Genomic DNA, 9,512 nt, shown 5'->3' with positions numbered 1-9,512 from the left:
GACGCACCGCGCCGGCGTCACCCGGAACAAGAGAAACGCGCCAATGAAATTCAAGCCATTCGCTGCCTGGCTCATCGGTTTGTCGCTCGCCGCCGCGCATGCGGCCGCGCACGCGGACCGGCTCGACGACATCAAGAAGGCCGGCGTGCTGCGCGTCGCGACGTTCGACAGCAACCCGCCGTTCGGCTTCGTCGACCCGAAGACGAACCGGATCGTCGGTCTCGACGTCGACTACGCGCGGGCGCTTGCCGACAAGCTCGGCGTCAAGCTGAAGCTGCAACCGACCAATCCCGCGAACCGCATCCCGTTCCTGACGTCGGGCAAGGTCGATCTCGTGCTCGCGAACTTCACGATCACCGGCGAACGCGCGAAGCAGGTCGACTTCAGCATTCCGTATTTCGCATCCGGCCAGCAGTTCCTCGCGAAAAAAGGCGTGCTGAAGTCGGCCGATCAACTGAACCGCCTGCGCATCGGCGCGGACAAGGGCACGACGAACGAAGTCACGCTGCGCGAGAAATATCCGCAGGCGACGATCGTCGCGTACGACGACACGCCGTTCGCGTTCGCCGCGCTGCGCGCGGGCAACGTGCAGGCGATCACGCAGGACGGGCCGAAGCTGATCGGCCTGCTCGCGAACGTGCCGGACAAGCAGAATTACGAAGTGCCGGCGTTTTCGATCTCGAACGATTACATGGGCGTCGGCGCGCCGAAGGGCGAGACGCGGCTCGTCGCGTTCGTCAACGACACGCTGGCGGAGCTCGAGGCGAACGGCCGCGCGGGCCGGATCTACGACGCATGGTTCGGGCCGAACACGAGGACGCCGCTCGCGCGGATCTTCAGGATCGGCGACAAACGCTGAACCGCGCGCCGAACCGCGCACCGCATGCGGCGCGCATTCACGCTTGACGCAAGCAGGTGCGCGCGATCGCCGCGACACGCCTCGACGCGCAATCCCGCGCAAGCGGTGCGATACGCCACTTGCGGCCGCGCATACAGGCGGCCCGAAGCAACGAGATGAACGCCTGGCTCGCTCCCAAATATCTGATGTGGTTATGGCAGGGTTTCCTGCTGACGCTCGGCCTGTCGTTCGCGGCGGCCGTCGCGGCGACGCTCGCGGGCTTCGCGCTCGCAAGCGCGCGGCACGCTAGGCGCGCATGGCTGCGGCGCGCGGCGGCCGCGTACGTCGTCGCGTTTCGCAACACGCCGCTCGTCGTGCAATTGCTGTTCTGGTATTTCGGCGTCGCGTCGCTGCTGCCCGAGCCCGTGATGGCGTGGCTCAACACGCGCCGCGCGGCCGTGGTGGGCGGCGTCGAACTGCATTGGCCGTCGTTCGAATTCGTCGCCGGCTGGGTCGGCCTGAGCGGCTACACGAGCGCGTTCGTCGCCGAGGAGTTCCAGGCGGGGCTGCGCGGCGTGCCGGCCGGGCAGTATCGCGCGGCGGGCGCGCTCGGCTTGTCGCCGCGGCAGACGTTCCGGTTCGTCGTGCTGCCGCAGGCAGTGCGGATCGCGCTGCCGCCGCTCTTCGGCCAATACATGAATCTGATCAAGAACTCGTCGCTGACGATGGCGATCGGCGTCGCGGAGCTGTCGTACGCGTCGCGCCAGGTCGAGACCGAGACGTTCCGGACCTTCGCCGCGTTCGGCGTGTCGACCGTGCTGTACATCGCGGCGATCGCGGCCGTCGAGGCGTTCGCGCAATGGACGGCGCGGCGACGCGATCGCACGTTCGCGGGGCGTTGACGATGGATCTGTCGATACTCGCGAACAATCTGCCGTACCTGCTCGTCGGCGCGTTTCCCGACGGCCCGCTCGGCGGCGCCGCGTTGTCGCTCACGCTCGCGCTCGCGTCGGCGCTCGCATCGGCCGTGCTGGGCGTCGCGCTCGGCGTCGCGCTCGCGCTCGCCACAGGCGCGCTGCGCGGCGCGCTCATCGTCGTGATCGGTTTTTTTCGCGCGATTCCGGTGCTGATGCTGATCTTCTGGACGTACTTCCTGCTGCCGGTGCTGCTGCACGCGGACGTGCCGGGGCTCGCGGCCGTCGTGTGCGCGCTGTCGCTCGTCGGCGGCGCGTATCTCGCGCACTCGGTGCACGCGGGCATTCGGGCGGCGGGCGACGGGCAGCGGCAGGCCGGGCTGTCGCTCGGGCTCACGCGCCGGCAGACGGTGCGCTACGTGCTGCTGCCGCAGGCGGTGAGGATCATGACGCCGTCGTTCGTCAATCAGTGGGTGTCGCTCGTGAAGGACACGTCGCTCGCGTACATCGTCGGCGTGCCGGAGCTGTCGTTCGTCGCGACGCAGGTCAACAACCGGCTGATGGTGTACCCCGCGCAGATCTTCCTGTTCGTCGGCGTCATCTACCTGATTCTCTGCACCGCGCTGGACGTCGCGGCGACGTGGCTGCTCGCGCGCCGTCGGCGCGGCCCGGCGCGCGCCGACGGCGCGTGTCGCGCGGCCGCCGCGCAGCCGGCATCGGGCGGGCCGCGATAGCGCCGGTGCGTTCCGCCGTTCGGCGAAACGCGTCGAAGGGCAGGGGCGCATTCCCGTCTCGGGCGGCGCGACGGATGCGGGCGTTCGCCGCGCGCCGGCGCACGCGGCATGCAATGCGCTACCGCGCCGTCACGACGACGCGTAATGCGTGTTGAAGATCGCGCGCAGCGTCGACGTATCGGTCGCGAACTCGGCCCACAGCGGCGCGCTGACCTGCGCGAAGCCGAGCGGGCGCGCGCTGCCCGACGCGAGCCGGAAGCGCGCTTCGCTCGCGGCGCGCCTGAACGCGTCGAGCTGCATCGCCGACAGCGTGTTTTGCGCGTCGGCGAGCGCGACGAGCGGGTCGACCGGCTGATCGTCGACGCGCACCTCGAAATGCAGATGCGGCCCTGTCGCCGCGCCCGTCGAGCCGACCGCGCCGATCCGCTGTCCCTGCGCGACCGTCATCCCGATGTCGAGCCCCGGCGCGAACGCCGACAGATGCGCGTAGTAGGTCGACCGGCGGTCCGGATGGTCGATGACGACATACTTGCCGTAGCCGCCCGGATCGTAGCCGACGAACGACACGACGCCCGCCGCCGCCGCATTCACGCGCGTGCCGCTCGGCGCGGCCAGATCGACGCCCGTATGCATCTGCAGGATGTGCGACAGCGGATGCACGCGTTCGCCGAAGTACGAGCTGATGCGCGTGCTGACGACGGGCATCGTGAGCGCGGGCGCGTCGAGCGGTTCGCCGTCGAACGCGTAGTACGCGCCGCTCGCCGCGCCCGGCGGCTTGAACCAGACGGCGCCGAACCGGCGGCCCGCGACGCGCAGCTCGAGCGCGGTCACGCGCGGCTTGCCCGACGCGGCGTCGAACGCGATCCGGTAGCGGTCGCCCTGCCGCGCGCTCGCGTGCGACTGCACGCGGTCGGCGATCAGATCGCCGATCTGGATGCGCACCTCGGGCGGAATGTCGATCCGGTTCAGCGTGTCGGCGAGCGTGTCGTCGATCGGCCCGGCGCGCACGCCGCTGCTCGCGAGCGCGAGCACCGAATCGGCGAGCGAGAACGCGCGGCCGTCGTAGCCGAGCAGTTCGTTGCGGTGCTCGGCGAGCGGCGCGAAGAGTCCGGGCCGCGCCGGCCCGGGCTGCGCGACGTCGGCCTGAGCGTTGCCGAGCGCCGGGCCCGCGGCCGGCGAGGCGGCTCGCGCGGCGAGCGTTCGCAGCGGCGCGGCGGGCGGGTTCTGATCGGCGATCATGCGCTCGAGCTCGCCCGTGACGAAGCGTTGCGCGCTCGGGAACGGCGCGTCGGCGAACACGCGCTGCGGCGCGCGCGCGGCGTTCGTGCTCGACGCATCGGGCGACTTCGACACGGCCGGCAGCGCCGCTAGGCTGCACGCGATCAGCGCGCCGAGCGCGCCCGCCGCGGGCAGCTTGCGTGTGAACGAACGAGGGGGCGCGGAGCGAGCCGCCGACCGGGCGACGGGCGCGGGATCGGCGCGAAAGGGGGAAGCGGAGGAAGAAGCGGAAACGGGTTGTGCGGTTGGCTTGGCCAAGGGTGTCCACATCCTTGAAAAAAGCGGTTCGAACGAAAAAGGTGTGGGCGGCGACTGCGTCAGAACCCGCGTCGGGGCGGGCCGGCAGCGCATGGGCGTTCAACGCGGCGGGGCGCGACCGTGAACGGACCGCGCCCCGCTGCGCGCCGCTCGGCCCAACGACGCGGACCACGTCCGCTCCGAGCGGCAATTCGATTTTCGAGGGTTCAAACCCGGATAAAGAATCGACGCCAGCAAAAGTGACCGTGCGGCGCGAGCAATTGTTCCGGAGAACTCGATATTTTTATGTGGGGGCGGATACTCAAAGCGCTCGATGCGCGCTTGGCGCGCATTGGCGCGCGACAAAGCGCGCGATGCGCAATCTTAGGCCGCGCGCAGCGCGGGCGATGCGCGCAGCGTATCGACGCCCGCGTCGAGCATCGCTTCGGCGTCGCGCCATCGATCGCCGCGCAGCCGAGCCGACCACATCATCGAGCCGAAGATGCCCTCGAGCAGCGACAGCAGATAGACGCCCGCGAGATGCACGTCGAGCGACGCGTCGAGTTCGCCCGCGGCGACCGCGCGGCGCAGCAATGCCTTGACGATGCGCAGCGTCTGCAATTCGTAGAGCGTGCGCCGGCGCATCAGCGGCGCGTTTTCTTCGCTGTGCTCGCATTTCATGTAGAGGATCTCGAGCACGCGCTGCATCGAGCCGGGTTCGCCGCATTGATGCAGATAGTGCGACGCGGCGAGCCGCAGCGTCGCGAGCGCGGGCCGCTCGTCGGACAGATCGAAGCCCTCGGCCGCGCGCGAGAACGCACGGTCGCACACCGCCACGCACACCTCGATCTTGCCCTTGAAGTGCCCGTAGACCGCGCCGCGCGACATGCCGGCCGCCTCCGCGATGTCGGCCATCGCGGTCTGGCCGACGCCCCTTTCCAGCAGCACGAGCTCGGCGGCGTCGAGGATCCGGTTCTTCGTGTTCAGCGACTCTTCGCGCGTCTTGCGGGCCATGTGGGTGATGCTCCCTTTCAAATCCGTGTCGCTTTCTTACGACAATATGTCGGACGACATTATTTAATCAATCGTGACTGATTATAATCGATCGCCCCGACCGGCCCCAAATTCGTCCCGGTCGAGCGACTTGCGAGGAAAACGATGAAATACGAATGGGCACGCATGCGCCGCAGGTGGGCGGCGCTCGCGGTCGCGGCGTTCGTCGCGGCCGGCTGCGGCAAGCGCGAAAGCGCCCACGAGGCGGCCGCGTCGCGCGAGGCGAGCGTCGTCACGGTGAAGAAGACGTCGGTGCCGCTGTCGGTCGAGCTGCCGGGCCGGCTCGACGCATACCGGCAGGCCGAGGTGCGCGCGCGAGTGGCGGGCATCGTGACCGCGCGGACCTACGAGGAAGGGCAGGAGGTCAAGCGCGGCGCGGTGCTGTTCAGGATCGATCCCGCGCCGTTCAAGGCGGCGCGCGACGCGGCCGCGGGCGCGCTCGAGAAGGCGCAGGCCGCGCATCTCGCGGCGCTCGACAAGCGCCGCCGCTACGACGAGCTCGTGCGCGACCGCGCGGTCAGCGAGCGCGACCACACCGAGGCGCTCGCCGACGAGCGGCAGGCGAAGGCGGCCGTCGCGTCGGCGCGCGCCGAGCTCGCGCGCGCGCAACTGCAGCTCGACTACGCGACCGTCACGTCGCCGATCGACGGCCGCGCGCGCCGCGCGCTCGTGACGGAGGGCGCGCTCGTCGGCCAGGATCAGGCGACGCCGCTCACGACCGTCGAGCAGCTCGATCCGATCTACGTGAACTTCTCGCAGCCGGCCGCCGACGTCGAATCGCTGCGGCGCGCGGTGAAGAGCGGGCGCGCGGCGGGCATCGCGCAGCAGGACGTCGAGGTGACGCTCGTGCGTCCGGACGGCAGCACTTACGCGCGCAAGGGCAAGCTGCTGTTCGCGGATCTCGCGGTCGATCCGTCCACCGACACGGTCGCGATGCGCGCGCTCTTTCCGAATCCGGAGCGCGAACTGCTGCCGGGCGCGTACGTGCGGATCGCGCTCGATCGCGCGGTCGCGCGCGACGCGATCCTCGTGCCGCGCGACGCGCTCCTGCGCACGGCCGACAGCGCGACCGTCAAGGTCGTCGGCGAGAACGGAAAGATACGCGACGTGACGGTCGAGGCCACGCAGATGAAAGGCCGCGACTGGATCGTCACGCGCGGGCTCGCGGGCGGCGAGCGCGTCGTCGTCGTCGACGCCGCGCAATTCGATGCGGGCGCGACCGTGAAGGCGGTCGAGCGCGGCGCCGCCGCGCAGCCGGCCTCCGGCGCCGCCGCGGCTGCCGCGCCCGACAAGCGCCAAACCTGACAGGCACAACTCGATCATGGCTCGTTTCTTCATCGATCGCCCGGTGTTCGCATGGGTGATCTCCTTATTCATCATGCTGGGCGGCATCTTCGCGATCCGCGCGCTGCCCGTCGCGCAGTATCCGGACATCGCGCCGCCCGTCGTCAGCCTCTACGCGACGTATCCGGGCGCGTCCGCGCAGGTCGTCGAGGAATCGGTCACGGCCGTGATCGAGCGCGAGATGAACGGCGTGCCCGGCCTGCTGTACACGTCGGCGACGAGCAGCGCCGGCCAGGCGTCGCTGTCGCTCACGTTCAAGCAGGGCGTGAGCGCCGATCTCGCGGCCGTCGACGTGCAGAACCGCCTGAAGACCGTCGAGGCGCGGCTGCCCGAGCCCGTGCGGCGCGACGGCATCTCGATCGAGAAGGCGGCCGACAACGCGCAGATCATCGTGTCGCTCACGTCGGAGGACGGCCGGCTGTCGGGCGTGGAACTCGGCGAGTACGCTTCGGCGAACGTGCTGCAGGCGCTGCGGCGCGTCGAGGGCGTCGGCAAGGTGCAGTTCTGGGGTGCCGAGTACGCGATGCGGATCTGGCCGGACCCCGTCAAGATGGCGGCGCTCGGCCTGACGGCGTCCGACATCGCGTCGGCCGTGCGCGCGCACAACGCGCGCGTGACGATCGGCGACGTCGGCCGCAGCGCGGTGCCCGACAGCGCGCCGATCGCGGCGACCGTGCTCGCCGACGCGCCGCTCACGACGCCCGACGCGTTCGGCGCGATCGCGCTGCGCGCGCGCGCCGACGGCTCGACGCTCTACCTGCGCGACGTCGCGAGAATCGAGTTCGGCGGCAACGACTACAACTACCCGTCGTTCGTGAACGGCAAGACGGCGACGGGCATGGGCATCAAGCTCGCGCCCGGCTCCAACGCGGTCGCCACCGAAAAGCGCGTGCGCGCGACGATGGACGAGCTCGCGAAGTTCTTCCCGCCGGGCGTCAAGTACCAGATTCCGTACGAGACGGCGTCGTTCGTGCGCGTGTCGATGAGCAAGGTCGTGACGACGCTCGTCGAGGCGGGCGTGCTCGTGTTCGCGGTGATGTTCCTCTTCATGCAGAACTTCCGCGCGACGCTGATTCCGACGCTCGTCGTGCCCGTCGCGCTGCTCGGCACGTTCGGCGCGATGCTCGCCGCGGGCTTCTCGATCAACGTGCTGACGATGTTCGGGATGGTGCTCGCGATCGGCATCCTCGTCGACGACGCGATCGTCGTCGTCGAAAACGTCGAGCGGCTGATGGTCGAGGAGAAGCTGCCGCCGTACGAGGCCACCGTGAAGGCGATGAAGCAGATCAGCGGCGCGATCGTCGGGATCACCGTCGTGCTCACGTCGGTGTTCGTGCCGATGGCGTTCTTCGGCGGCGCGGTCGGCAACATCTACCGGCAGTTCGCGTTCGCGCTCGCGGTGTCGATCGGCTTCTCGGCGTTCCTCGCGCTGTCGCTCACGCCGGCGCTCTGCGCGACGCTGCTCAAGCCCGTCGCCGACGACCATCACGAGAAGGACGGCTTCTTCGGCTGGTTCAACCGCTTCGTCGCGCGCTCGACGCACCGCTACACGCAGCGCGTCGGGCGGGTGCTCAAGCGTCCGCTGCGCTGGCTCGTCGTCTACGGCGCGCTGACGGCCGCCGCCGCGCTGCTGATCACGAAGCTGCCGGCCGCGTTCCTGCCCGACGAGGATCAGGGCAACTTCATGGTGATGGTGATCCGCCCGCAGGGCACGCCGCTCGCCGAGACGATGCAGAGCGTGCGGCGCGTCGAGGAATACGTGCGCACGCATTCGCCGAGCGCGTACACGTTCGCGCTCGGCGGCTACAACCTGTACGGCGAGGGGCCGAACGGCGGGATGATCTTCGTCACGATGAAGGACTGGAAGGAGCGCAAGCGGGCGCAGGACCAGGTGCAGGCGATCATCGCGGGGATCAACGCGCATTTCGCGGGCACGCCGAATACGATGGTGTTCGCGATCAATATGCCGGCGCTGCCGGACCTCGGCCTGACGGGCGGCTTCGACTTCCGGCTGCAGGACCGCGGCGGGCTCGGCTACGGCGCGTTCGTCGCCGCGCGCGAGAAGCTGCTCGCCGACGGGCGCAAGGACCCCGTCCTCACCGATCTGATGTTCGCCGGCACGCAGGACGCGCCGCAGCTCAAGCTCGACATCGATCGCGCGAAGGCGTCGGCGCTCGGCGTATCGATGGAGGAAATCAACGCGACGCTCGCGGTGATGTTCGGCTCGGACTACATCGGCGATTTCATGCACGGCTCGCAGGTGCGCCGCGTGATCGTGCAGGCGGACGGGCAGCACCGGCTCGATCCGGGCGACGTGACGAAGCTGCGCGTGCGCAACGCGAAGGGCGAGATGGTGCCGCTCGCCGCGTTCGCGACGCTGCACTGGACGATGGGCCCGCCGCAGTTGACACGCTACAACGGCTTCCCGTCGTTCACGATCAACGGCGCCGCGTCGGCCGGGCACAGTAGCGGCGAGGCGATGGCCGCGATCGAGCGGATCGCGTCGGCGCTGCCCGCGGGCATCGGCTACGCGTGGTCGGGCCAATCGTACGAGGAGCGGCTGTCGGGCGCGCAGGCGCCGATGCTGTTCGCGCTGTCGGTGCTCGTCGTGTTCCTCGCGCTCGCGGCGCTGTACGAGAGCTGGTCGATCCCGTTCGCGGTGATGCTCGTCGTGCCGCTCGGCGTGATCGGCGCGGTCGCGGGCGTCACGCTGCGCGGGATGCCGAACGACATCTATTTCAAGGTGGGGCTGATCGCGACGATCGGGTTGTCCGCGAAGAACGCGATCCTGATCGTCGAGGTCGCGAAGGACCTGGTCGCGCAGGGCATGTCGCTCGCCGACGCGGCGCTCGAGGCGGCGCGCCTGCGGCTGCGGCCGATCGTGATGACCTCGCTCGCGTTCGGCGTCGGCGTGCTGCCGCTCGCGTTCGCGACGGGCGCCGCGTCCGGCGCGCAGATCGCGATCGGCACCGGCGTGCTCGGCGGCGTGATCAGCGCGACGCTGTTCGCGATCTTCCTCGTCCCGCTCTTTTTCGTATGCGTCGGCCGCGTGGTCGACATCGTTCCGCGTCGCCGCGGCGGCGCGCGCGCGGCACTGGAGATCAAGTGAAAACG

Annotated in this window: 7 protein-coding genes; 5 read left to right on the top strand and 2 right to left on the bottom strand. The window is 69.9% G+C overall.

Going from position 1 to position 9,512, the window contains the following annotated elements:
- Positions 1-43: 43 nt before the first annotated feature.
- From BTH_RS24695 to BTH_RS24685, 3 genes are all read left to right on the top strand, one after another.
- Complete coding sequence (locus tag BTH_RS24695; RefSeq protein WP_009891254.1) at positions 44-859, top strand: ABC transporter substrate-binding protein; 816 nt, start codon at positions 44-46, stop codon at positions 857-859.
- Positions 860-1,014: 155 nt separating this feature from the next.
- Entirely contained in the window at positions 1,015-1,740 is a 726-nt protein-coding gene (locus BTH_RS24690) for an amino acid ABC transporter permease (protein ID WP_009909546.1), read from the top strand.
- 2 nt (positions 1,741-1,742) lie between these two features.
- A complete protein-coding gene (locus BTH_RS24685) occupies positions 1,743-2,486 on the top strand; it encodes an amino acid ABC transporter permease (RefSeq protein ID WP_011402382.1) in 744 nt (247 codons plus the stop codon).
- Between the two features lie 129 nt (positions 2,487-2,615).
- Here BTH_RS24685 and BTH_RS24680 read toward each other — a convergent pair whose 3' ends face one another.
- Together BTH_RS24680 and BTH_RS24675 are read right to left on the bottom strand one after the other, a co-directional pair.
- The gene (locus BTH_RS24680) at positions 2,616-4,022 is read right to left on the bottom strand and encodes a peptidoglycan DD-metalloendopeptidase family protein (RefSeq protein WP_025369396.1); all 1,407 of its coding nucleotides are present in this window, start codon (positions 4,020-4,022) and stop codon (positions 2,616-2,618) included.
- Positions 4,023-4,385: 363 nt separating this feature from the next.
- Positions 4,386-5,015, bottom strand: a complete 630-nt coding sequence (locus BTH_RS24675) for a TetR family transcriptional regulator (protein WP_009891248.1) — start codon at positions 5,013-5,015, stop codon at positions 4,386-4,388.
- A 144-nt stretch (positions 5,016-5,159) separates the two neighbouring features.
- On the opposite strand from BTH_RS24675, the gene BTH_RS24670 reads away from it, so the two are divergent.
- Positions 5,160-6,359: a MexX/AxyX family multidrug efflux RND transporter periplasmic adaptor subunit gene (locus BTH_RS24670; RefSeq protein WP_009891247.1), complete on the top strand. Its 1,200-nt coding sequence runs from the start codon at positions 5,160-5,162 to the stop codon at positions 6,357-6,359.
- A 16-nt stretch (positions 6,360-6,375) separates the two neighbouring features.
- Complete coding sequence (locus BTH_RS24665; protein ID WP_009909530.1) at positions 6,376-9,507, top strand: multidrug efflux RND transporter permease subunit; 3,132 nt, start codon at positions 6,376-6,378, stop codon at positions 9,505-9,507.
- Positions 9,508-9,512: the final 5 nt, after the last annotated feature.

This window comes from Burkholderia thailandensis E264, from assembly GCF_000012365.1.
Classification (GTDB): domain Bacteria; phylum Pseudomonadota; class Gammaproteobacteria; order Burkholderiales; family Burkholderiaceae; genus Burkholderia; species Burkholderia thailandensis.
Note: the sequence above shows the minus strand (reverse complement) of the source record. Positions and strands in the feature narration are given on the sequence as shown.

Excerpts from the sequence above, each read along its gene's own strand:
- BTH_RS24695 (WP_009891254.1), top strand. The coding sequence starts at position 44 with ATGAAATTCAAGCCATTCGCTGCCTGGCTCATCGGTTTGTCGCTCGCC.
- BTH_RS24690 (WP_009909546.1), top strand. The coding sequence starts at position 1,015 with ATGAACGCCTGGCTCGCTCCCAAATATCTGATGTGGTTATGGCAGGGT.
- BTH_RS24685 (WP_011402382.1), top strand. The coding sequence starts at position 1,743 with ATGGATCTGTCGATACTCGCGAACAATCTGCCGTACCTGCTCGTCGGC.
- BTH_RS24675 (WP_009891248.1), bottom strand. The coding sequence starts at position 5,015 with ATGGCCCGCAAGACGCGCGAAGAGTCGCTGAACACGAAGAACCGGATC.
- BTH_RS24670 (WP_009891247.1), top strand. The coding sequence starts at position 5,160 with ATGAAATACGAATGGGCACGCATGCGCCGCAGGTGGGCGGCGCTCGCG.
- BTH_RS24665 (WP_009909530.1), top strand. The coding sequence starts at position 6,376 with ATGGCTCGTTTCTTCATCGATCGCCCGGTGTTCGCATGGGTGATCTCC.